Annotated in this window: 19 protein-coding genes; 12 read left to right on the top strand and 7 right to left on the bottom strand. The window is 67.7% G+C overall.

What is annotated here, in order from left to right:
- Positions 1–91: 91 nt before the first annotated feature.
- Both U743_RS07955 and rimI read left to right on the top strand, forming a co-directional pair.
- Positions 92–700: a uracil-DNA glycosylase gene (locus U743_RS07955; RefSeq protein ID WP_232226748.1), complete on the top strand. Its 609-nt coding sequence runs from the start codon at positions 92–94 to the stop codon at positions 698–700.
- A complete protein-coding gene (rimI, locus tag U743_RS07950) occupies positions 684–1,214 on the top strand; it encodes a ribosomal protein S18-alanine N-acetyltransferase (protein WP_043767129.1) in 531 nt (176 codons plus the stop codon). Before U743_RS07955 ends, rimI begins: the two co-directional genes overlap by 17 nt.
- On the opposite strand, the gene U743_RS07945 is transcribed toward rimI, so the two are convergent.
- The 3 genes from U743_RS07945 to U743_RS07935 are packed head-to-tail and all read right to left on the bottom strand — an operon-like array spanning position 1,171 to position 5,140.
- Positions 1,171–3,240, bottom strand: a complete 2,070-nt coding sequence (locus U743_RS07945) for a transglutaminase TgpA family protein (RefSeq protein ID WP_052367713.1) — start codon at positions 3,238–3,240, stop codon at positions 1,171–1,173. The two genes, rimI and U743_RS07945, sit on opposite strands and share 44 nt — an antisense overlap.
- On the bottom strand, positions 3,237–4,223 hold the full coding sequence (locus U743_RS07940) for a DUF58 domain-containing protein (RefSeq protein ID WP_043767126.1): 987 nt from the start codon (positions 4,221–4,223) through the stop codon (positions 3,237–3,239). The genes U743_RS07945 and U743_RS07940 overlap by 4 nt, the downstream gene beginning before the upstream one ends.
- A gap of 5 nt (positions 4,224–4,228) precedes the next feature.
- The gene (locus U743_RS07935; protein ID WP_043767124.1) at positions 4,229–5,140 is read right to left on the bottom strand and encodes an AAA family ATPase; all 912 of its coding nucleotides are present in this window, start codon (positions 5,138–5,140) and stop codon (positions 4,229–4,231) included.
- Between the two features lie 115 nt (positions 5,141–5,255).
- Here U743_RS07935 and U743_RS07930 point away from each other — a divergent pair, with 115 nt between their 5' ends.
- A complete protein-coding gene (locus U743_RS07930; RefSeq protein ID WP_043767122.1) occupies positions 5,256–6,752 on the top strand; it encodes a DUF3336 domain-containing protein in 1,497 nt (498 codons plus the stop codon).
- A gap of 126 nt (positions 6,753–6,878) precedes the next feature.
- Here U743_RS07930 and U743_RS07925 read toward each other — a convergent pair whose 3' ends face one another.
- From U743_RS07925 to U743_RS07915, 3 genes are all read right to left on the bottom strand, one after another.
- On the bottom strand, positions 6,879–9,638 hold the full coding sequence (locus tag U743_RS07925) for a valine--tRNA ligase (RefSeq protein ID WP_043767120.1): 2,760 nt from the start codon (positions 9,636–9,638) through the stop codon (positions 6,879–6,881).
- Positions 9,639–9,703: 65 nt separating this feature from the next.
- Positions 9,704–10,132 (bottom strand): DNA polymerase III subunit chi, encoded by a 429-nt coding sequence (locus tag U743_RS07920; protein WP_043767118.1) that lies wholly within the window; start codon positions 10,130–10,132, stop codon positions 9,704–9,706.
- Positions 10,129–11,634 (bottom strand): leucyl aminopeptidase, encoded by a 1,506-nt coding sequence (locus U743_RS07915; RefSeq protein WP_043767115.1) that lies wholly within the window; start codon positions 11,632–11,634, stop codon positions 10,129–10,131. Before U743_RS07915 ends, U743_RS07920 begins: the two co-directional genes overlap by 4 nt.
- Positions 11,635–11,762: 128 nt before the next feature.
- Between U743_RS07915 and lptF the strand changes: the two genes are divergently transcribed.
- Entirely contained in the window at positions 11,763–12,842 is a 1,080-nt protein-coding gene (gene lptF / locus U743_RS07910; protein ID WP_043767112.1) for an LPS export ABC transporter permease LptF, read from the top strand.
- The gene (lptG, locus tag U743_RS07905) at positions 12,839–13,903 is read left to right on the top strand and encodes an LPS export ABC transporter permease LptG (RefSeq protein WP_043771664.1); all 1,065 of its coding nucleotides are present in this window, start codon (positions 12,839–12,841) and stop codon (positions 13,901–13,903) included. Before lptF ends, lptG begins: the two co-directional genes overlap by 4 nt.
- A gap of 4 nt (positions 13,904–13,907) precedes the next feature.
- Here lptG and U743_RS07900 read toward each other — a convergent pair whose 3' ends face one another.
- Entirely contained in the window at positions 13,908–16,175 is a 2,268-nt protein-coding gene (locus U743_RS07900; RefSeq protein ID WP_198021979.1) for an ATP-binding protein, read from the bottom strand.
- 141 nt (positions 16,176–16,316) lie between these two features.
- Here U743_RS07900 and cysM point away from each other — a divergent pair, with 141 nt between their 5' ends.
- The 7 genes from cysM (at position 16,317) to U743_RS07865 (ending at position 22,039) form a co-directional block, all read left to right on the top strand.
- Positions 16,317–17,195, top strand: a complete 879-nt coding sequence (cysM, locus tag U743_RS07895) for a cysteine synthase CysM (RefSeq protein ID WP_043767107.1) — start codon at positions 16,317–16,319, stop codon at positions 17,193–17,195.
- A 221-nt stretch (positions 17,196–17,416) separates the two neighbouring features.
- The gene (rlmD, locus tag U743_RS07890; protein ID WP_043767105.1) at positions 17,417–18,733 is read left to right on the top strand and encodes a 23S rRNA (uracil(1939)-C(5))-methyltransferase RlmD; all 1,317 of its coding nucleotides are present in this window, start codon (positions 17,417–17,419) and stop codon (positions 18,731–18,733) included.
- Positions 18,734–18,735: 2 nt separating this feature from the next.
- On the top strand, positions 18,736–19,215 hold the full coding sequence (locus U743_RS07885) for a CYTH domain-containing protein (RefSeq protein ID WP_043767103.1): 480 nt from the start codon (positions 18,736–18,738) through the stop codon (positions 19,213–19,215).
- Positions 19,212–19,697 carry a L,D-transpeptidase gene (locus U743_RS07880; RefSeq protein ID WP_043767101.1) on the top strand — a complete coding sequence of 162 codons (486 nt, stop codon included), beginning with the start codon at positions 19,212–19,214 and terminating at the stop codon, positions 19,695–19,697. Before U743_RS07885 ends, U743_RS07880 begins: the two co-directional genes overlap by 4 nt.
- Positions 19,690–20,697, top strand: a complete 1,008-nt coding sequence (gene nagZ / locus U743_RS07875) for a beta-N-acetylhexosaminidase (RefSeq protein ID WP_232226747.1) — start codon at positions 19,690–19,692, stop codon at positions 20,695–20,697. Before U743_RS07880 ends, nagZ begins: the two co-directional genes overlap by 8 nt.
- Entirely contained in the window at positions 20,694–21,302 is a 609-nt protein-coding gene (locus U743_RS07870) for a hypoxanthine-guanine phosphoribosyltransferase (protein ID WP_052367709.1), read from the top strand. Before nagZ ends, U743_RS07870 begins: the two co-directional genes overlap by 4 nt.
- Complete coding sequence (locus U743_RS07865) at positions 21,299–22,039, top strand: S-methyl-5'-thioinosine phosphorylase (protein ID WP_043767100.1); 741 nt, start codon at positions 21,299–21,301, stop codon at positions 22,037–22,039. The genes U743_RS07870 and U743_RS07865 overlap by 4 nt, the downstream gene beginning before the upstream one ends.

Below are 22,039 nucleotides of genomic sequence, written 5' to 3'. Positions count from 1 at the left end.
GGTGCGGATCGAGCGGCCAACGGCCGGCCCACCGCCGGCCGCCAGACAATCGGATCCAGCGCCAGCGCCAGCTCCGACCGCGGAAGCGCCTGTGCCAGCGGCTCCCGAGCCGGAACCCGTGCCGCAGCTCGATAGCCTGGAGGAAGCCCGGCGCTGTGTGGCCGAATGCCAGCGCTGCGCGCTGGCCGGCACGCGCACGCAGACGGTCTTCGGTGTGGGCGCGGAGGCGGCGCCGCTGATGATTGTGGGCGAAGGCCCCGGCGCCGAGGAGGATCGCCGTGGCGAGCCCTTCGTCGGTCGTGCCGGGCAGTTGCTGGACGCGATGCTGGCGGCCATCGGCCACAGTCGCGGCGACAACACCTACATCGCCAACGTCGTGAAATGCCGGCCGCCCAACAATCGCGATCCGCAGCCGCAGGAAGTGGCGGCCTGCCGGCCTTTCCTCGACACCCAGATCCGCCTGATCCAGCCCAAGCTCATCCTGGCCGTGGGTCGTGTCGCGGCGCAGCGGCTGCTCGATACCGCCGAGCCATTGGCGCGGTTGCGCGGCAAGTTGCATCACTACGGTGAGGAAGAGGTCCCGGTGTGGGTTAGCTATCACCCGGCCTATCTGCTGCGTTCGCCACACGAGAAGGCCAAGGCTTGGCAGGATCTCAAGCGCGTGCATGCCCTGTTGGCAGAAGATGGCGCTGGCGGCTGACGACGAGACGCTTGCGGGCGAACCGGCCCGCGGTCGCCTCTTGCCTATGGCAGAGGCGCATCTCGACGCCGTGCATGCCATCGAGCGAGTCAGTCAGCCGACCCCCTGGAGCCGCGGTATGTTTGCGGACTGCCTGCGCGCCGGCTACAGCGGCTGGGTGCTGCTAGAGTCGCCGCCGTCTGTGCGAAGCCCGCAGGTCGACGCCTTTGCCATCAGCTCCTTGGCGATGGATGAGGCGCACCTACTGAATGTTGCCGTGGCACCGCTGGCCCGGCGCCGCGGCTGGGGTGGGCTGCTCGTGCGCCATGTGCTGCGCCAGGCGGCGGCGGCGGATGCGCGGCGCGTGCTGCTGGAGGTGCGCGCCTCCAACCAGTCCGCAATCGCCCTCTACGCCGATCTGGGCTTCGCTGTCCTGGCTCGGCGTCGCGACTACTATCCGCAAGCGGGCGGCGGGCGCGAGGATGCGCTCGTCATGGCCTGCGAACTGATCCCCGAGACGCAAAGCGCGCGCTGAAACGCCGGTGCGCTGCAGCCATGGCCGGGCGCAGCACCAGCGGCGGCAGTCGGTGGCGCGCATCGCGTACGCGGCTGGCCAGTGCGTCGCGCTCGGCCGAGGTCACCGCTTGATACCGCGCGCGCAAATAGGCATCGGCGGCGTCGTTGAGCGCGCGTTGCGCCGATACCGGGAGTTGCGGCCGGATGCGCTGCACATAGTCGCGCGGGCCTTCTGCGGGCTGCGCCGGTAGCCCCGAACGCCCCAGCCGCGCCAGGATGCGCAGCCACTCGCGCTGCAGTGGGTCGGTATGGTGATCGGCCAGCGCATCGCGCACGACGAGCAGGGCGATGGCACCCATCAGCAAGGCCAGCAGGCCGGTAAGCGCCAGCAGCATCCGCTGCCAGTCCCCCAGACCGACGCGCGACAGCAGCGCGCGCTGAAGCTCGGGGCCGTAGGCGAGCACCCAGCGGTTCCACTGGGCGTTCAGGAAGTCCCAGCGCGCGGTGACCCAGCGGCCGATCTCCAGGCTGCGCTGCCAGCTGAAGGCGCGGCTCTCACCGGCCTCGGCCAGTGCGCTGTCCAGGTTCTGTTCGACGCGGTTGGGGGCGACTGCAGCGGTGGGGTCGATACGCACCCAGCCACGTTGGCGCACCCAGATCTCCACCCAGGCATGGGCGTCGGACTGGCGCACGATCAGATAGTCGCCGACCTGCGCGGTGCTGCCGCCTTGATAGCCGAGCACGACGCGCGCCGGTACACCCGCGGCGCGCATCAGCGTGGCGAAACTGCCGGCGTAGTGCTCGCAGAAGCCACGCTGTGTCTCGAAGAGAAAGGCGTCAAAGCTGTTCGCGCCGAGTGGCGGCGGCGATAGCGTGTAGAAGAATTCTTCTTGCCGGAAGCGTTCCAGAGCACGGCCGGCAATCTGCATGGGGTCGGGGTTCTGAATGCGCCAGCGCTCGGCCAGTGCCCGCGTGCGCGGATTGGCCTCGGCAGGTAGCTGCAATGCCCGTCGCCGCGCGCTTTCGTCGAGGGTTTGGCCGAGCCGGGCCTCCGGGTAGCTGCGCAGTCGGTAGGCGCTGCGGTTGCGAATGTTCTGTTCGGCAACCACCGCTCCATCGGCGTTGCGCGACAGCTTTTCCGGCAGCGTGCCGGGGGCGGCATGATCCAGCGCGAAGATGTACTCCAGCTGATGCGGCTCGATGGTTAGCTCGTAGTCGAAGGCGGGCCCGGCGATGTCGACAGCGGGCGGCTCGCCTTGTCGCGGGCGGGCGCGCGCTGCCGCCTGGGGCCGCCATTCGCGGCCGTCGGTGTACCACAGCACCGGGCCGCGCCAATAGCGCTCTGGCTTGGCCGGGGCGTTGTCGTCGAAGCGGACGCGGAAGGCGACCGCGTCGGACTGGATGAGCTCCGCGATATCACCCGGTGCCATGCGCTCATCGATACCGGTGCGTCCCACGCCCTGGTTGACGGGCGCTCCCCAGAGTGGGCCGGGGATGCGTGGAAACAGGATCCACAGCAGCAGCATCACCGGCAGCGCCAGCAACAGCACGCGGCCGGCCATGCTCAGGTCTTCGCGCGCCGGGCGTGGTGTCTGGCGCTGGCCGTCGATGAGCAGGGCGGTTACCAGCCAGACCGCAGCGATCATCCACGCCACCGTCCAGATCGCTTGGTCGCGCAAGAAATGCGTGAACAGCGTGAAGTAGAGCAGCAGCAGCAGGACGGTGGCGCCGCGGCGGTCCTCCAGCTCAGTGAGCTTGAGGCCGATGAGGAGGCAGAGCAGCGCCGTGCCGGCCACTTGCCCGGAACTGCGGCCGTAGGTGACGAAGACGGCAGCGAAGGCGCCCAGCGTGAGCACGGTACGCAGCCAGCGGCCGGGCAGGGGCCAGCCGTGACGCGCGCTACCCCAGCGCCAGGCGATCAGCGCGCCTACCGTCAGGCTGAGCCAGGGCGGCAGATGCAGGGCATGCGGTGCCAGCACCAGCGCGATGGCGGCAAGCAGGCGCGTCAGGCGGCGTTGGTCGAGGCTTTCGGTATTCAAGCTCACGCTTGAGTCTCCGTACCGAAATGCGCCAGCGCGCGCAGGCAGCGGTGGCGATGTGCACTGCCGCTATCGATGCCGAACTCCTGGTCGGGTAGGCGCAGCCCCCGGCTCAGCCCGCGCGTGTCGGCGGCCAGAATTTGGGCGCAAAGCCGCGACAGACGCTCTTCGGTGTCGCCCATCACGGCATCCCAGTCCAGCCACAGACGCTTGTCAGCGGTGTCGTGGAACTGCTTGACGGTCGGTTTGCCGTCCTTGGGAAGGCGCTTCCAGTGGATATCGTGCCGGGTGTCCCCGCGCCGGTAGTCGCGCAGCGTGTCGAAGCTGTCGCGACCCGTGCGGCCGTCGCTGTGTGCGCCCTCTTGGCCCTGCACAGGCGCAGGCTGCAGCGGTGTCGCCATCGGCGCTGGGTAGACGGTGAGCGCGAGCTCGGGGCGAATCCAGGTCCAGGCGCGGAACAGGCCGAGTGGAAAGCGCGTTCTCAGCGAGATCGGAGGTAGTAGCAGGCGGCCACGCTGCTCGGTGTCGAGGCTCAGCCGAAGGCTGGTGCTGCCGTGAGCGGGCAAATCGGTGCTGTCACCGCCGCCGGGCGTACCGCGTGGCCATTCCGCAGCGATGGCGGCGCGCGTGCTGCCTGCGGTGTGGCCGATGTCGATGCGCAGTCGGGCGGTCTCGCCGGCGTGCACTGGCGGTGCGTCGCAGCCGCGCAACTCGATGCCGAGCAGATTCGCGTGCGTCATGTGCATGGCCACCAACCCGATGCCCGCCAGCAAAAAGGCGAGCGCGAAGCCCATGCTGTTGGAGTAATTCATCGCCCCCAGCCACAGCGCGAAGACCATGGCGGCGAAGGCGTAGCCAGCGGGGGTGGGCATGATGTAGACGCGCCGCCGGCCGACGCGCTGGGGCAGGGGCTGGCGTGGCACTCGTCTCAGCAGCCAAGCCTCGAAGCGATCCTGCCAGCCTTCTACGAGCGCCCTCGGGCCAATCATGGTGATCAGGGAAGGGGAACGGCTGCCAGGATCTCCGCGGGTGTTGGCGGTATCTCGGCGCTATCGGGGCGTGGCTGTAGGCGATGACCGACGACGGCCGCAAAGACCTGCTGTATATCCTCGGGAAGCACGGCGTCGCGTCCGTCGAGCAACGCCCAGGCCTGGGCGGCGCGGCGCACGGCCAGACCACCGCGCGGTGAGAGTCCCTGCCGGAGTCCGGCGGTGTCGCGGGTGTACTGGACCAGTGCGAGGATGTAGTCGGCCGCTGCCGGTGCGACGTGCACGGCGCGGGTGGCGGCCTGCATCGCCTTCACCGAGGCCTCGTCGAGTATGGCGGTCTGCCCGGCGAGCAGGTCGCGGTGGTCCGGGTCGAGTAGCAGCTGGCGCTCGGCGGCGGCGGGGGGATAACCCAGCGACAAGCGCATCAGGAAGCGGTCGAGCTGCGATTCCGGCAGCGGGTAGGTGCCCAGCTGGTCACGCGGGTTCTGCGTGGCGATGACGAAGAAGGGCGCGGGCAGCGGGCGCGTGGCGCCCTCGACGGTGACCTGGCTCTCCTCCATGGCCTCCAGAAGGGCCGACTGGGTCTTGGGCGAGGCGCGGTTGATCTCGTCGGCGAGCAGCAGCTGCGTGAAGATGGGGCCGGACTCGAAGCGAAAGGCGCCGCTGGCGCTGTCGAAGACCGCCACACCCAGGATGTCCGCCGGCAGCAGGTCGCTGGTGAACTGGATGCGTTGATAGCCGAGTCCGAGCACTCGAGCCAGGCCGTGCGCCAGCGTCGTCTTGCCGACCCCGGGTAGATCCTCGATGAGCAGGTGACCGCCGGCGATCAGGCAGCAGAAGGCCAGCCGGGTCTGCTCGGCCTTGCCCAGGATGATGGCGTCTATGGCCGCGAGCGCTTGCTCGGCCGCTTTCTGCATCGGGAAATTCCTGTGAGAGAACGGCGACAGAGTGTACCGATGCCGCTGCGGCTTGCCTTGTAAGGTGGATGGACGCAGGATGCGTTGAATAGTCACTACCGGGACAAACTGGCCGATGGATCGAATCGCGCGCGAAGCCGACGTGGCCATGCGCAACGCCGAGAGCTATGCCGTCTGGCACGAGGCCGCCTCAGTGCTGGATCAGCGCGAGGGTCTCGATGAATGGATGGAGCAGGATGCCAGTGAGGATTACGACTGGCGTCTGCTGCGCTCGCGCTTGCGACAGCTGCAGCAGCTGCGCGCCGAAGGCGACATCCCGGCGCTGGTGCACTATCTGCGCCAGGGTCTGCACTGGAATATCGGCAACATCGGCAATCCGGTGCTCTATGCCCACGCGCGCACCGGCACCAAGAATCTTATCGACCAGTATCTGCAGACCATCTCCGAGGCCCTGGAATGGCTCGCCGATACCAGTTTCCCGGATTTTCCGCACGCCAAGAAGCTGAAGTTCTTCCGCGATGTCACGCGTTCCTTCGGTCAGTCCGGTCTCCTGCTTTCAGGTGGCGCAACGCTGGGGCTCTTCCACGTCGGTGTGGTCAAGGCGATCTATCTGGAGGGGCTGCTGCCGCGCGTGCTGTCCGGCTCCAGTGCCGGCTCGGTGGTGGCAGCCGCCGTGTCGACGCGCAACGAGGACGAAACACTGGCGTTGCTCGATCCGGAGAACAGCTACTACCGCTTCTGGCGCGCGCTGCGCCCCGCGGACATGCTGCGTTTTGGCTCGGTGATGGACCCTACCCAGATGCGTCGTGCCATTGCGGCCAATGTGCCGGATCTGACCTTCGAGCAGGCCTTCGAGGCCTCCGGGCGCAGCCTCAACATTACGGTCTCGCCGGCGGGCAGCAACCAGTCGCCGCGGTTGCTCAACCATCTGACCTTTCCCTATCTCTGCATTCGCGAGGCGGTGGCGGCTTCCTGCTCGGTGCCGCTGATCTTCCCGCCCGTGATGCTCATGACACGCGACGCTCGTGGTGCGCGCGTGCCCTTCATGCCGGCGTTGAAGTGGAACGATGGTTCTCTGAAGTCCGACCTCCCCATTCTGAGATTGCGGCGGCTGCACAACGTCAACCACTTCGTCGTCAGCCAGACCAATCCGCACGTTATCCCCTTCATGAGTCGGGCCGAGGGAGGACCGCGGGCCGGTCGGCTGGCAGGGCTGCGCAAGCTTGCAATGGGTACCTTGCTGCAGCAGTCGCGCAGCGTGGTCGACATCGCGCGCTCCGGCCTGCCGGATGGCGCGCTGCGCAAGCCGCTGGATGTCGCCGCCTCGATGCTCGATCAGAACTACCGCGGCAACGTTACGATCATGCCGCAGAACAGTCTGTGGCGATTCATGCGTGTGACGGCGAATCCGCGCATCGACGATGTTCGCCGCTTCATCCTGGAAGGCGAGCGTGCCACCTGGCCGCGCATGGCGCAGTTGCGCAACCAGCTTATGATCAGCCAGACCTTGGAGCGCTGCCTCTCCACGCTGGAGGCGCCGGAAGCCCAGCGCCGCCCGCTCACGCGCAAACCGCGCACGCTGCGGCTGGTGCGCCAGCAGGCGGCGGAGTGAGTCTCCGGCAAGAAGCCACAGATTTCACAGATGGACAGGATGGTTTGGGTGACGCTGACTTTGTCAGCGTCACCAGGTGATTAATCTGAGTGAATCTGTGCCATCTGTGGCCGCTTCTCTTCTGGATCAGGCGATGGCGGCCACGCGCTCGCGCTGTTCGCGCAGGGCTGCGAGGTCTTCGCGCAACTGCTCGGCCCGGTCGCGGGCGCCCTGGACGACGTGCTCGGGGGCCTTGGCGAAGTCCGGGTTGGCCAGGCGCTGATCCAGGCCGGCCAGCTCCTTCTCGGCCTTGGCGACGCGCTTGTCCAGACGCGCCAGCTCAGCCTCGGTGTCGATCAGGCCCTTCATCGGCACCAGTAGCTTCATGTCGCCGAGCAGGGCGGTGGCGGCCTGCGGCGCTTCTTCGCTCGCTTCCAGGAAGAGCGGGGGCTCGACGCGGGCAAGGGTTGTGATCGACGCCTGCATGCGCCGCACGCGCTCGACGTCCCCGGCTGCGGCATCGCGCAGATAAACCGGCAGCGCCAGCGCGGGGGCGAGATTCATCTCGCCACGGATATTACGGATGCCGACGATGAAGCCCTGCAGCCATTCGATATCGCCCTCGGCTTCGGGGTCAATCTTCTCCGGCTGAGCCTCGGGGTAGGGCTGGCGCATGATGCTGTCGCCGGCTTTGCCGGCAAGGGGGCCGATGCGCTGCCAGATCTCCTCCGTGATGAAGGGCATGATCGGGTGAAGCAGGCGCAGGATGGCCTCCAACACCAGCAGCAGTGTACGGCGCGTGCCGCGCTGGGCGGCGACGTCGCGTCCGTTCAATGCCGGTTTGGCCAGCTCCAGGTACCAGTCGCAGTACTCGTGCCAGACGAAGTGGTAGAGCGTCTGCGCAATGAGATCGAAGCGATAGTCCTTGAAGTGTTGCGCGACCTCGGTTTCGACCCGCTGCAGGCGCGAGACGATCCAGCGGTCAGCCGCCGACAGCGTTACGGCCTGGCCCTGCTCGGGTAGCGCTTCGGTCTCGCACTGCATGAGCACGAAGCGCGCGGCATTCCATATCTTGTTGCAGAAGTTGCGATAGCCCTCGGCGCGCTTCGGATCGAAGCGGATGTCGCGGCCGGTCGAAGCCAGCGCGCAGAAAGTGAAGCGCAGCGCGTCGACGCCGGTGGCCTGCAGCCCCTCCGGGTAGGCTTCGCGCGTCATTTTCTCGATGGCCTTGGCCTTCCGCGGCTGCATCATGCCCGCCGTGCGCTTCGCGACCAGCTCGTCGGCGCCGATGCCTTCGACGAGATCCAGCGGATCGATGACATTGCCCTTGGACTTGCTCATCTTGGCGCCGTCGGCGTCGCGCACCAGGCCCGTGATGTAGATGTCGCGGAAGGGCACATCGTCCATGAAGTGCAGGCCCATCATGGCCATGCGCGCGACCCAGAAGAAGATGATGTCGAAGCCGGTGACCAGCACGTCGCCCGGGTAGTGGCGCGCCAGATCGGTGGTCGTCTCGGGCCAGCCCAGTGTCGAGAAGGGCCACAGCGCCGAGGAGAACCAAGTGTCGAAGACATCCTCGTCGCGCGATAGCGGCACGCTGGCATCGATGCCGCCGGCGGCGCGCGCCTCTTGCTCGTCGCGGCCGACGAGCACCTGCCCGTCGGGGGTGTACCAGGCGGGCACGCGATGGCCCCACCAGATCTGCCGCGAGATGCACCAGTCCTGGATGTTCTCCAACCAGTGGCGATAGGTGTTGATCCAGTTGCCGGGAACGAAGCGCATGCGCCCGTCCTCGACGGCGGCCAGGGCGCGATCGGCCAGGGGCTTGGCGCGCACGAACCACTGCTCGGTGAGGAAGGGTTCGACCACCGCCCCGGTGCGATCGCCACGCGGCACCATGAGCTTGTGCTTGTCGATGCGTTCGAGCAGCCCCAGCGCCTCCATGTCCGCGACCACCCTGTCTCGGGCCTCGAAGCGGTCGAGACCGACGTACGCCGCTGGCGCGGCGTCGCTGATGCGGGCGTCCGGTGTCAGGATGTTGATCTGCGGCAGATCGTGGCGCAGACCCAGAGCGTAGTCGTTGAAGTCGTGCGCCGGGGTGATCTTGACGCAGCCCGAGCCGAACTCGGATTCGACGAAATCGTCGGCGACGATGGGAATGGGCCGCTCGGCCAGCGGTAGCATGACCTGCTTGCCCACAAGATGCGCGAAGCGCTCGTCCTCGGGGTGCACCGCGACGGCGGTGTCGCCCAGCATGGTTTCGGGGCGTGTGGTGGCTACGGTCAGATGGCCAGATCCGTCGGCCAACGGATAGCGAAAATGCCAAAGGTGACCGTCTTCCTCTGCGGACTCGACTTCGAGATCCGAGATCGCGGTGCCCAGCTGTGGGTCCCAGTTGACCAGGCGTGTTCCGCGGTAGATCAGATCGTTGTTGTAGAGGCGTACAAAGGCTTCGGTGACGGCGCGCGAGCAGGTTTCGTCCATCGTGAAGCGCTCGCGCGACCAGTCCACCGAGTTGCCCATGCGGCGGATCTGCTCGGTGATGGTGCCGCCGCTCTGCGCCTTCCAGTCCCAGATGGCCTGCAGGAAGGGTTCGCGCCCGAGGTCGTGACGCGACTTGCCTTCGGCCTCCAGGCGCCGCTCAACGACCATCTGCGTTGCGATGCCGGCGTGGTCGGTGCCGGGCAGCCAGAGCGCGTCGCGGCCCTGCATGCGCTTGTGACGCGTGATGGCGTCCATGATGGCGTGCTGGAAGGCGTGCCCCATATGCAGGGTGCCGGTGACATTCGGCGGCGGGATGACGATGGTGTGCGGCTCGCCCTCGCCGTCGGGGGCGTAGCAACCGGACTGTTCCCACTGCGCGCGCCACTTTTGCTCGATGCCGCGCGGCTCGAATGCCTTTTCCATGCCTGTGCCTGTTGGTCGGCCTGATTGGGGGCCGGAAGGGTACCGGAAGCGTGGCGCGCGTGATGTCAGAGCTTGTGTGTCGCCAGCGGGTAGCCGCGCTCGCGATAGAAGCCGAAGCGCTTGCGCGCCGCTGCCCGCTGTTCGGTATCACCGAAGACCGGCTCCAGCACACGCTCGAAGCTGGAGAAGAAGCGCGGCGTCTCACCCGCGATATTGATCAGTACGTCGCGATGGCTCTCCGGCGGCTCGCCGTCGCCCAGGGCGACCGCCGCCAGCGGCGAGCAGACGCCGCGCTCCACGCGTTCGTGAGCCAGGAAGCTGTTCTGGCGGAAGCTCCATAGCGCGCCGTCGACATCCTCCAGCAGCGCCGGGTCGTCAACGTGCACATAGACCTTCTGTCCAGCTCCCACCGCCTTGTCGCAGAGCTTGCAGACCAGCATCACCGGGCCGATATCCTCGGCCTCCGGCAGCACATAGAAGTCGACCCGCGTCATTTCTGCTTGCTGTTGTCCACGCGTTGCAGCAGGAACTGCATCAGCAGCGGCACCGGCCGGGCCGTTGCGCCCTTGGGGTTCTGCTCCCAGGCCGAGCCGGCGATGTCCAGATGCGCCCAGCGCAGCTTTTTGGCAAAGCGGTGCAGGAAGACTGCGGCGGTGACCGAGCCGGCCTCGCGGCCGCCGACGTTGGCGACGTCAGCAAAGGGTGATTTCAGCGCCGATTCGTAGTCCTCCCACAGCGGCAGTTCCCAGACGCGGTCGCCGCTGAGCTCGCCGGCGGCGGTCAGCGCCTTCGCAAGCGTCGGCTGATTGGCGTAGAGGCCGGAGGCGTGCTTGCCGAGCGCGATAATCACCGCGCCGGTGAGCGTGGCCATGTCGATGACGCAGTCGGCGTCGTAGTTCTGCTCGACGTAGGTCAGCGCGTCGCAGAGCAACAGACGACCCTCGGCATCAGTATTGAGCACCTCGATGGTCTGGCCCGACATCGAGGTGACGATGTCGCCCGGCTTGTTGGCCTGGCCGTCGGGCATGTTCTCGGAGGCGGGCACTATTCCGACGACATTGATGGGCAGGCCGAGCTCGGCGACCGCCTTCATGGCGCCGAAGACCGCCGCGCCGCCGCACATGTCGTACTTCATCTCGTCCATGGCCGCTGCCGGCTTGATGGAGATACCGCCCGAGTCGAAGGTCAGGCCCTTGCCGACCAGAACGACCGGCTTGGCCTTCTTCGGGCCCTTCATGTATTCCATGACCGTGAAGGTGGCCGGCTCGCGCGAGCCGCGCGATACCGACAGCAAGGCGCCCATGCCCAGCGATTCCATCTTCTTCTCGTCGAGCACCTTGGTCTTGATCGCCGGATAGTCCGAGGCGAGCTTGCGGCCGGTATCGGCGAGGTAAGTGGGCGTGCAACGGTTGCCCGGGAGATTGCTCAGATCACGCGTCAGCATCATGCCCTGGGCAATGCCCAGCGCGCGGCGCAGGGCTTCCTCACCCTCGGGGAGATGGCTGCGTGAGGCGACGTCGAAGGTCAGTCGGGTCAGCCGGCCTTCCTGTGGCTCGGGTTTGCTCTTGCACTGCGTGAAGCGATAAGCCGTGGATTCGGCGATCATCGCCGCGCGCATGACGGACCAGCTCAGGTCGCGTTTGCGCGGAACGAGATGCGTAAGATAGCTGACCGCGTCCGTCGCGCCGGTCTTGCGCAAGGCCTTGATGGCGGCGCCGTTGGCGCGGACGAAGGCCTTGTCGTCGAAGTCGCGCTCGCGGCCCAGCCCAACCAGGAGCACCCGATCAGCCAGTACACCGTCAAGTCCGTGGAGCAGCAGCGTGTCGTCGCGTCGGCCGTCCATGTCGCCACGGCGCATGGCCTGCGTGATGGCGCCACCGGTGGCGCCATCGAGCGCCTGCGCGGCCTCGCTGAGCTTGCGGCGCTCGTAGACGCCAACGACGACACAGCCACTACGCTGCTTGCTGGGCGCGCCACTCTTGACGAAGTATTCCATCGGCCTGTTTCCCGTTATTCCGTGCAGTTTCTGATGCGGACCCGCGAGTGTCCGGCAAGCGTGCGGGAGCTGCAAGCCTTGTCGCGGCGGCCGGACCGCTCGTCCGGGCAGCACCCAGGGTGCGCCCGATGATAGGCGCGCGCACCCTGTCGCGTTATCTGCTGCGCGAGACCGCCGCCGCCTGGGCGGCGGTACTGGCCGTGCTGCTGCTCGTCATGCTGGCCAGCCGTTCGGTGCGCTTCCTGACCGCAGCGGCCGAGGGCAGTATTCCGCCCGATCTGGTGGCGCAGGTCGTGCTGCTGTCGGGAATGCAGTACCTGATGCTGATCACGCCCATTTCGCTGCTGCTGGGCGTCATGCTGGCGATGGGGCGGCTCTACAAGGATCAGGAGATCACCGCCGCTACAGCCTGTGGCGTCGGCCTCGGGCGCTTGGCGCAGCCCTTCGTCGTGCTCGCCGTCATCGCAGCGCTGTTCACCGCGATGCTCTCCCTGGACCTGGGGCCGCGTGCCGGACGGGCGGTGGATCAGCTCACCCAGGAAGCGCGCGAGCAGCTGTCTTACGCCCCCTTCGAGTCGGGGCGGTTCAGCAGCATGGCCGGCGGCGACGCGGTCTTCTACGCCGAGCGCGCGCGCGACGGCGGCACGCGCTTCGAGACGGTCTTCATCCACGCCGACATGCCGGAGTTCAGCGGCACCGTCGTTGCGGACAGTGGCAGCCAGCGCGTGCTGGAAGGTGATGGTGCGCGCGAGATCGCGCTGCGGCAGGGCAAGGCCTACCAGCAGCGCGACGGTGCGCTGGCCTGGGATATCGTCAGCTTCGAGGGACTGGTGCTGCGGTTGATGCCGCCACCGCTGATGTACACGCCCTCCAAGACCAAGATCGAATCGACGCCGGCGCTGCTCGAACGCGGCGATGCCGAGGCCATGGCTGAGTTCCACTGGCGCATCTCGGCGCCGGTGGCGGTGCTGCTGATGGTGCTCATTGCCGTGCCCTTGTCGCATGTCGGTCCGCGGCAAGGGCGTTATTCCAAGCTGGTGCTCGGGCTGTTGGTCTATCTCGTCTACGCCAATCTGCTCGGCGCCGGACAGACTGCGCTGGAGCGCGGCATGCTGCCCATGGCCGCCGGGCTGTGGCCGGTGCACGCGCTGGCGCTGGCCGCAGGCATCTGGCTGTGCGCGCGGCGCGCGGGGCGGCCGAAGGCATGAAGATCCTCGACCGACATATCGCCTTGCACGTGCTCGGCTTCTCGGCCGTGGTGGGTCTGGCGCTGATGGCGCTGCAGAGCTTCGTGACGCTGGCCACCGAAGCCGATGACATTGGCGGGAACTTCGGATTCTTCGAGCTGGTGCTTGTAGTGGTGATGCAGACGCCGGCGATCCTGCTCGTGCTGCTGCCCATCATCGCGCTCATCGGTACGCTGCTGGGACTCGGCGCGCTCGCCCAGCAGGGGGAGATCGTGGCGATGCGCGCGGCCGGTGTTTCGGTGTTGCGCATCGGCGCGGCGACGCTGGGTGCAGGTTTGGTGCTGGGTGCGCTGGCGCTGCTGCTCACCGACGTGGTGGCCCCGGCCGGCGAGCGCGGTGCCGAGCGCCTGAAGAGCGAAGCCCGCTACGGCACCGATCCGGGGGCGGTGGTGCGCCCGGTGTGGCTGCGCAGCGGAAACCAGATTTACCACATCCGCCGCGTCGAGAACCCCCGGCACGTCGAGGCGGTGACGGTCTACAGCATGGACGGCGAATCCGGGCTCGACAGCGTCGCCGAGGTTGGCAGCGCGCGCTTCATGGATGGCGGCTGGCGCGCCGAGGATGTGCGCGTCACGCGGCTGGATGCCGAGGGAGCGACGCGCGAAAGCATCGACAGCCTGCGGTGGGAGGATGGGCCGCAGCCGGACGTGCTGCAGCTGGTCGTGCTGGAATCCGACACGCTGTCAATCCGGGGCCTGTACCGGCTCATCGACTATCTGCAGGCCAACGGTCTCGACGCGCAGCAGCACCGGCTGGCCTTCTGGCAGAAGCTGGTGTCGCCGCTGACAGTGCTGGTCATGATGCTGCTGGCGGTGCCCTACGTGCTGGGCTCGCTGCGCGACAGCGGTGCCGGGCAGCGCCTGCTCGTGGGCGTGCTCATCGGCGTCGCCTTCTGGGTGGGTAACGAATTGGTGATCAGCAGTGCGCTGATCTACCGCTGGCCGCCCTTGCCCTCGGCGCTGGCACCTTCGGTGGTGGTTTTGCTGATCGCGCTCTGGCGCCTGCGCGGCGCGCGCGGCTGACGCCTCAGCCGCGCTCGGCGGCGGCGCGCAGCGAGCTCAGCGTCGTGGTGACGTCGCGCCGCAGCGTGGCGATGTCGTTGCGCATGGCCAGCGTCACCGCCGGTGCACCGCCGCCGCGCAGCACGCCCTGTTCGACGCGCGCGGCCTGCGCCTTCAAGCGGTGCAGATGGTAGAAAGCGGCCGTGCCGTGCAATGCATGCGCGGCCTCGCGCAGCGCTGTGGCGTCGCCGGCGGCGAAGCTGTCTTCCACGGCCGCGAGCTGCTGGGGGAGTTCCTCGGCGAGCATTTCGCGCAGCTCGGCGTCTTGCAGCAGGCGCGCGTCGATGCTCTGGTCAGCTGGCTGCGAGCTGGCCTGGGCGGCGCCGCGCTGGCGCAGCCAGGGGGCGAGGGCGCGCAGCAGCTGGCGACTGTCGAAGGGCTTGGTCAGCACCACGTCAGCGCCGGAAAGGGCCGCGCGCCGCTGTTCCTCGGCATCGAACCAGGCGGACATCAGCACCAGCGCCGGCCGCTGAGCGCTCGTATCGCGGGCGCGCAGGCGGCGCATCAGATCCAGACCGTCGATGCCAGGCATGTGTAGGTCGAGCAGGGCACCGTCGCAGGGAGTCTGCTCGAAGCGCTCCAGGGCTTCCTTGCCGTCGGCGGCAGAGACGACCTCGGCACCATGTTCGCGCAGCATCTGTGCGATCAGGCCGCGCGTGGCGGTTGCATTGTCCGCGACCAGGAAACGCAGGCTTGCCAGCGCCGGCCGTTCGCCATGTTGTTGGCCGACGGCCGCCGCACAAAGATTGCGATAGAGCGCGCCACGCCCCACCGCTTTCGGTAGCGCCGTATCGGCGCCGCAGCGTAGTGCCTGCTGCATGTCGCCCGGAGCGGCGCTGCGCAGCAGGACGACGCGCGAAGGGTCGGGCGCGGGGGTATCGAGCAGGCTGAGCACGCTGCGCTCGGACAGCTCCTCGATGCGCAGGCCGAGAATGAGAAAGGTCGGTGGGTTGTCGGTGCCGCCGAGGGCTTCGCCGAGGGCGTCGGCCGAATCAAAGACGCGCCACTGCACGCCCCAATAGTCGAGGCTGTGGGTCAGCGCCAGGCGGGCTGTGTCGCTGGGTTCCAGCAGCCAGGCGCGGGTGCCCCGCAGCGACTGCGCGGGGGGCGCGATGCCGTGGTCACGCTGGCGTTCGAGTTGAACCGTAACGCCGAAAGTGCTGCCGCGATCGGCTTTCGAGTCGACGTCGACCGAGCCGTGCATCGCTTCCGCCAGGCTCTTGACGATGGATAGGCCCAGGCCCGTGGAACTGCCAGGGTGGCCGCTGGCGGCGCTGCTGTAAGCGTCGAAGAGCTTGGATTGCCGCTCGGCGGGGATGCCGATGCCGGTATCGCTGACCGTCAGGCGCAGTCGCACCGCTTCGCTGTCCTCCGATTCCTTCATGATGCGCAGAACGACCTCGCCGCGCGCGGTGTACTTCACGGCATTGGAGAGCAAATTGGTCATGATCTGCTGCAGTCGAGCCGGATCGCCGCGCAGTCGGGTTGGAACGTCGTGGTAGATGAAGTGGACCAGCTCCAGCTCCTTGTCGCAGGCAGCGGGTGCGATTAGGGCCAGCGCGTCCTCGACGGTATCCGCCAGATCGAAGCTGACTTCGTGCAGCGTCAGCGCGCCGGCGGTGATGCGGCTCCAGTCCAGGAGGTCGTTGATCATGCCGAGCAGATTCTGGGCGCAACGGTAGAGGCTCTCGGCGTGGGTCTGGCCCTCGCCGCTGGCCTGACTGGTACGCAGCCGCTCGGCGTGGCCGAGAATGGCCGATAGCGGCGTGCGCAGCTCATGACTCAGCCCGGCCAGCAGCTGCGTCTGGTGGTCGAGGGCGCGTTGCTGTTCCTCGGCGCGTCCTTCGCTGGCGCGCATGCTGCGGCGCAGGCTGGCCAGCTGGTCGCGCAGTGAGCTGGTCGCCTGTTGCACGGTCTCGTTGGTTGCGCGCTGCTGCCTGTCGCGCGCCAGAGCGTGCTCCGACAGCGCCTCGGCTATGGCGCGCGCCTCTGCCGGGAGACCGGAACCCGGCATGTGCTCGAAGCGCTTCTGGCGGTGCGCTTGAGCCACGGCGTGCAGCTGCTGCCAGGGCTGCAGCAGGCGTCGGCTTGCCCACAGTGCACCGAGCAGTGCGGCGACGACGCCGATGCCGATAGCCACGGGCAGCGGCAGGGTCGGGAACTCGGGCGCCAGCCGCGGAAGCGCCAGCGCGGCGGCCGCCGCGCTGCCCCCGACGACCGCGGGTAGCAGCACGAGCGAAAGGCTGCGCAGCTGTGAGCGAAGCGGGATGGCTTGTGGCAAGCGCATGGGGGCGGAGCTTAGGGCAAAGCGACGTGTTTCGGGCTTCGCTAGACTATCGCGCTCTTCGTCTCTCGCTCTGCGTCCGGCCGATTCATGCTCACCGATTTCATCGGCAACACGCCGCTGGTGCAGGTCACCCGACTAGACGGCATTGGCAGCAACCGCCTCTTCCTCAAGCTGGAAGGCAACAATCCTGCCGGTTCGGTGAAGGACCGCCCGGCCTGGAGCATGATCCGGCGCGCCGCCGAGCGCGGCGAGATCCATCCCGGCGATCGACTGATCGAGGCCACCAGCGGCAACACCGGCATTGCGCTGGCCATGGTTGCCGCTGCCGCCGGCTATCCGCTGACGCTGATCATGCCCGCGCATATGAGCGCGGAGCGCCGTGCGGTCATGAAAGCCTTCGGCGCCGAGATCGTGCACGTGACTCAGGAAGAAGGCATGGAAGGCGCGCGCGATCTCGCCGATGAGATGCAGCGCGAGGGTCGAGGCACGGTGCTCGATCAGTTCGGCAACCCCGACAACCCGCGCGCGCACTACGAGGGCACGGCCCCAGAGATCTGGCGCGATACCAAGAGCTCGCTTACCCACTTCGTCGCCACCATGGGTACCACCGGCACGATCATGGGCTGCTCGGCCTATTTCCGCGAGCACGCGCCGGATGTGCAGGTCGTGGGTGTGCAGCCGGACGGCGATTCGAGCATTCCCGGTATTCGTAAATGGCCGGAGGCCTATCTGCCCGGCATCTTCCGCGCCGAGGCGGTGGACCGCATCATCGAGTGCGGCGCCGGCCCGGCCGAGGACACCATGCGCGAGCTGGCGCGTCGTGAGGGCATCTTCTGCGGTCCATCCTCGGGCGGCTCGGTCTGGGCCGCGCTGCAGCTCTGCGCCGAGCTGGAGAACGCCACCATCGCCGCCATCATCTGCGATCGCGGCGACCGCTACATCTCGACCGGCGTGTTTCCTTCGTGACCTCAGCGCCCGGATATCTTTAGCCACAGATTGCACAGATTGCACAGATTGCACAGATTGACGCAGATTGAGTCTGATCGATCATCACGATTTGCTGCCGCGCTGCCGTACTCCGGTATCGCCGCCAGCACGGGCACTACTGACAAGCGCAGAATCACGCGGACAAACAAGAATCTGCGGAAATCTTTGGAATCCGTGGCTTTCAAAACCGGCCCATCGCCGTGAGCACGCGCCGGAGAAATCGTTTCGATCCGACGCCCTTCGACTGCGCGATCACCGATCTGGCGAGCGACGGGCGGGGTATCGCACGGGTGGACGGCAAGGTGGTTTTTGTCGCCGATGCGCTGCCCGGAGAGCGCGTCCGCGCGAAGCGTCACAAGGGCGGCAAGCAGGCCGACGAGGCGGTCTGCCTGGAGGTGCTGACGGCAAGCCCGGAGCGCGAAGAGCCGGCCTGTCCGCACTTCGGTGTTTGTGGCGGCTGCGTGCTGCAGCATCTGGCCCCCGAGGCGCAGCGCCGCTTCAAGCAGCATCAGCTGGCCGAAGCCTTTCAGCGCATCGGTGAGGTGGCGCCAGAGCAATGGGCCGAGCCGCTGGCCGGGCCGGTCTGGGGATATCGCCGACGCGCACGGCTGGGAGTGAAGTATGTAGCCGCCAAGGGCGGCACGCTGGTCGGCTTCCGCGAGCGCGGATCGCCTTTCCTGGCGGTGCTTCAGGGCTGCGAGGTGCTCGATCAGCGCGTCGGTCGCCATCTGGCCGATATCGGTGCGATGATCGACCGGCTTTCCATTCGCGAGCAGATTCCGCAGATCGAGGTGGCCGCGACGGACCGCGTTGCGCTGGTCTTCCGCGTGCTGGCGTTGCCAAGCGCGGCGGATCGCGAGGTGTTGGGTCGTTTCGGGCGCAGCATGGGCTACGACATCTGGCTGCAGACCGGTGGCGTCGACACGGCCGCCCCGCTGGGCAAGGCGCCCTTGCCCCGCTACGTGCCGGATGGCGGCGCGCATTCGCTGGCCCTGCGCCCCACCGACTTCATCCAGGTCAACGGGCCGTTGGCCGAGGTTATGGTGCATCAGGCGCTCGATTGGCTGGCGCCGGATCCGGGAGCGCATGTGCTGGAGCTCTTTGCTGGTCTGGGCAATTTCACGCTGCCACTGGCAGCGCGCGGGGCCGAAGTTACCGCCGTGGAAGGCGAGGCCGGTCTGGTGGCGCGCGGGCGCGCCAATACCGAGGCGGCCGGGCTGACGGTGGACTGGCAGTGCGCCGATCTCTTTGGCGAGGGAGGACCGGCGGGCTGGCAGGGACGGCGCTTCGATGCGGCGCTGCTTGATCCGCCGCGCGCCGGCGCGCGAGAGATTCTGCCCGCGCTCGCGGCTTCAGAGGCGTCGCGCATCGTTTACATCTCCTGCCATCCGGCAACGCTGGCGCGCGATGTCGGCATACTTGCGCACGAATACGGCTTCCGCCTTGAGCGCGCTGGCGTGATGGATATGTTTCCGCACACCGCGCATGTGGAATCCATGGCCCTCCTGACGAGATGAGCATGGCGCTGGAAATCGAACGCAAGTTCCTGCTGTGCGGCGACGGCTGGCGCGCGCACGCGCATTCGGCACGGCGCATGCGCCAGGGCTATCTGGGCGGCGAGGGCAGTCGCGCCTCCGTGCGCGTGCGCGTCGACGACCATGAAGCGCGGCTCAACATCAAGGCCGCCGTCGTGGGCAGCGCCCGCGCCGAGTACGACTACCCGATTCCTCGCGCCGACGCCGAAGAGATCCTCGATACCCTTTGCGTGGGTGTCGTCGACAAGACGCGCCATCTCGTTGATTTCGAGGGGCATTGCTGGGAAGTCGACGAATTCGAGGGCGCTAACGCCGGGCTCGTCGTGGCCGAGATCGAGCTCGGGGCGGTGGACGAAAGCTTCGCCCGACCCGACTGGCTGGGCGAGGAAGTCACCGAGCAGCGCTGCTACTACAACCATGCGCTGGCGATGCACCCCTACCGGGAGTGGGCCGCGGCGCAATGAGCGCGGTCCGGCTGCAGATCGACCTCCGCGGGCAGCGCCTGCACTGGAACGGGCCGGAAGGCGCGTGCCGGAGCTTCGTGATCTCCAGCGGCGCCGCCGGTGCCGGTGAGCGTGACGGCAGCGGCTGCACGCCACGTGGCCGGCATGTCGTGCGCGCGCGCATAGGCGCCGGCGCGGATCCGATGGCCGTTTTCGTTGGCCGGCGACCGACCGGCGAGTGCTGGACGCCCGAGTTGGCGGCAGCGCATCCGGCGCGCGACTGGATTCTCGGCCGCATCCTCTGGCTCAGTGGGCGCGAGCCGGGCCGCAACCGTTTCGGCGCAGTGGACACGATGCGTCGCTACATCTACATCCATGGCACGCCGCCGGATCAGCCGCTCGGCGTGCCAGCCTCGCATGGCTGCATCCGCATGGCCTGTGAGGATGTCGTGGCGCTCTTCGAGATCACCCCGGTTGGCTGCACGGTGGAAATCCATGAGTGATGCGCTCGATATGCCCCTGGGCCCGCTCATGGTCGACATCGCGGGTGAAACGCTTGATGCGTCCGACCGGGATCTGCTGCGGCATCCGCAGGTCGGTGGCGTGATTCTTTTCACGCGCAATTACCGCGACCGTGCGCAGCTTGGCGCCCTGGTTGCCGAGATTCACGCCCTGCGCAGCCCGCGGCTGCTGGTGGCGGTGGATCACGAAGGCGGGCGTGTGCAGCGATTCCGGGAAGGCTTCAGCGCGCTGCCGCCGATGGGCGAGATCGGTGCGCGCGCGGTCGAGGCTCCCGGCGATGCATTGGCCGCGGCACGCGAGCAGGGTCGTGTCATCGCCGCCGAGCTGTCTGCCTGCGGCATCGACCTGCCTTTTGCACCGGTGCTGGATTGCGACCGCGGCGTCGCCGCGGTTATCGGCGACCGCGCCATCGCCGCCGATGGCGACACCATCGTCGCGCTGGCCAGTGCCTTCTGCGATGGGCTCATCGATGGCGGCGGCATGGCGGCCACCGGCAAGCACTTTCCGGGGCACGGCGGTGTGACAATGGATTCGCACGAAGCCCTGCCGGAAGACCCGCGTTCCCTGCAGGAGCTGCGCACCAGCTGCCTGGCGCCCTTCGCCGCCATGATTCGGCGCGGGATTCCGTCGCTGATGACCGCACACATCCGGTTCCCGGCGGTGGATGGCCAGCCCGTGACCTTCTCGCGGCGCTGGTTGGACGAAATCCTGCGCGGCGATCTGGGTTTCGAGGGCGTTATCGTCTCCGACGACCTCGGCATGGGCGCGGCCGGTGTCATTGCTGATCCGGCCGAGCGCGTCGCGGCAGCGCATGCCGCTGGCTGCGAGCTGATTCTTTTCTGCAACGACCGCACCGCAACCGAGCGCGCGCTGGACACGCCGCTGCCGGCGGTGAGTCGCGCCGCCAGCGCCCGGCTGGAAGGCCTGCAGGCACGCGCGATCGACATCTCTTTCCCATCCCATCCGGAACCCTCCGAATGAGCACACCGATAGCCTCCGAAACGATCCAGACCGGCCGAAGCGATTGGCAGTCCGTGGCCGAAGAGGCCGGCGCGCTGCTCGCCGCCTCCGAGCGCATTCATGGTCCCTCCGAAGTCGCGGCGGCGCTGGATGCCATGGCGGCCGAGATCCGTGATCGCTACGGCGATGCCCCGCTGCACGCGCTATCGGTCATGAACGGGGGCTTCTACCCTTGCGCCGAACTGCTGCAGCGGCTGCCCAACCCCATGTATGTCGACTATCTGCACGCCACGCGCTATAGGGGCGGTACGCGTGGCGGCGAACTGGTCTGGAAAGTGGCGCCACCCGCGGACCTGGCCGGTCGCGATGTGCTCATCGTGGATGACATTCTCGATGAGGGGCACACGCTGCAGGAGATCGTTGAGGCCGTGCGCGCCGGCGGGCCGGCCAGCGTGCGGGTGGCCGTGCTGCTGCGCAAGGAGCACACGCGCTGTGTGGACGAGGGGCTCGCCGACTTCGTCGGTCTGCGCGTGCCGGATCGTTACGTCTTCGGCTGTGGCATGGATGTCCACGGCTTCTGGCGTCAGCTTCCAGAGGTGCGGGCACTGAAAGCGGGTGAGGTATGAGCCAGGCACGTATCGCCGTCATTGGTGGAACCGCCATGAACGAGTGGCCGGGTTTCGAGGCCGCTGGGGCCCGTGACGTGGACACGCCCTGGGGTGCGCCCTCGGCGCCGCTGCAATCCGGCCGTTTTGCAGATACGCCGGTCATCTTCCTGGCGCGGCATGGTCCGGGGCATCACATACCGCCGCATCGCATCAACTTCCGGGCGAACATGCACGCCCTGGCAGAGGCCGGGGTTACGCGTGTCATTGCCGTGGCCGCGGTCGGCTCGATGCTGGACGCTTTTCCGCCGGGGCATATCGCGCTGCCCGACGATGTCGTCGACTACACTTGGGGTCGTAGCCACAGTTTCTCGGATAGCGCCGATGCGCCCCTGCAGCACATCGACTTCACTGTGCCTTTTGATCCGCTGCGCGGACGCCTGATCGCGCTTGCCGGCGCCGAGGAAGGCCGTCACGACGGTGGCGTGCTGGCGGTCACACAGGGCCCGCGGCTGGAAACCGCTGCGGAGGTGCGCCGGCTCGTCAAGGACGGCTGCGGGATGGTGGGCATGACGACCATGCCCGAGGCCGCTCTGGCTCGCGAGCTCGGCCTGGAATATGCCGTGGTAACCGTCTGCGTGAACTGGGCCGCCGGCATGGGCAGCGGTGATATCCACGGCGAGATTGCCGAGCACGCTGCACGCGGCATGGCACGTTTGCGCGACCATCTTTCGGCTGTTCTCCCCCGTTTGTCCTGA

The organism is Algiphilus aromaticivorans DG1253 (genome assembly GCF_000733765.1).
Lineage (GTDB): Bacteria > Pseudomonadota > Gammaproteobacteria > Nevskiales > Nevskiaceae > Algiphilus > Algiphilus aromaticivorans.
The sequence above is the reverse complement of the archived record's forward strand: the minus strand, read 5'-3'. Positions and strand labels throughout refer to the sequence as shown.